Raw genomic sequence first — 1138 nt, forward strand, 5'->3', positions numbered from 1 at the left:
GGTATTCGGGCATCCAGCCCAGGGCGCGGCCTTGATGCACCTCACCCCCAGCCCCGCCCTGGGCTGGATGCCCGAATACCTCTCCCCCGAGGACGTGGAGTACCAGGCCCAGGCCCTCGCCGGCCAGATGCGGCGGCTGGGGGTGGCGGGCAAGAAGGCCCTGGTGGCCTTCGGCTACCACGTCTTCGCCGGCGGCTGGCTCTTCCACGAGGCCCTGCAGCGGGCCGGGGCCATGGTGCTGCCCCACGGGCCCGGCGAGGCCGAGCGTATCGCCCAGCTCCAGCAGCAGTACGGCTTCGAGGTCCTGGTCTGCAACCCCTCCTTCGCCCTCAAGATCGCCCAGGCCGGGGGCCGCTTCGAGCTGCTGATGGCCGGGGGCGAGCCCTTCACCAGCGTTCCGGGCTACCGCGAGAAGGTGGAGGCGGCCATCGGCGGGGTGGCGGTGGACGCCTACGGCACCTCCGAGCTCGGCGTGGTGGCCGGGGAGGGCCTGGAGAAAAACGGCCTCCTCGAGATCCCCGAGATGGCGGTCCTCGAGGTGCTCGACCCCGAGACCCTCGAGCCCACCCCCGACGGCGAGAAGGGCGAGCTGGTGGTCACCGCGCTCTCCCGCACGCTCATGCCCATGATCCGCTTCCGCACCGGCGACCTCGCCATCGCCCAGCGCTCGAGCGGCCAGACGGTGCTCCCGCGCGGCGTGATCGGCCGCACCGACCTGATGGTCAAGGTCAAGGGCGTCAAGCTCTACCCCACCGAGTTCGCCCCGCTGCTCCTGGCCTTCGGCATCGACCCCCGCAACGGCGGCGCCCAGGTGGTCGTGGACCGCGGCGAGGGCGGCACCGACCGGCTCTACCTCCGGCTCAAGGCCCAGGCGGTCCCCCCTGGCCTCGAGGACGCCCTGCGCCGCGCCACCGGCCTCAAGTTCGACGGCCTCGAGGCCGACCCGGCGCTCGAGGGGCCGCCGCTGGTGGACAAGCGCTTCGGTTGAAGGGAAGCCGTAAGCCCTCAGCCCTCAGCGCCGCCGGGGAGGGGCTTTCCTTCCCAACGAGCCACAGGCCACGGGCTACCCCCCGCTGAGCGCCGCCACCACCCCCACCCGGCGGCGCTGAGGGCTGAGGGCTTACGGCTTCCCTTCAAC

Annotated in this window: 1 protein-coding gene; it reads left to right on the plus strand. The window is 72.7% G+C overall.

Annotation, left to right across the window (positions count from 1 at the left end):
* On the plus strand, positions 1–988 hold a 988-nt coding region (locus tag Mterra_RS21420), incomplete at its 5' end, for a phenylacetate--CoA ligase family protein (protein ID WP_147373056.1).
* Between the last annotated feature and the right edge of the window lie 150 nt (positions 989–1138).

The organism is Calidithermus terrae (genome assembly GCF_003574345.1).
In the GTDB taxonomy this organism is placed as follows: Bacteria; Deinococcota; Deinococci; order Deinococcales; family Thermaceae; genus Calidithermus; species Calidithermus chliarophilus.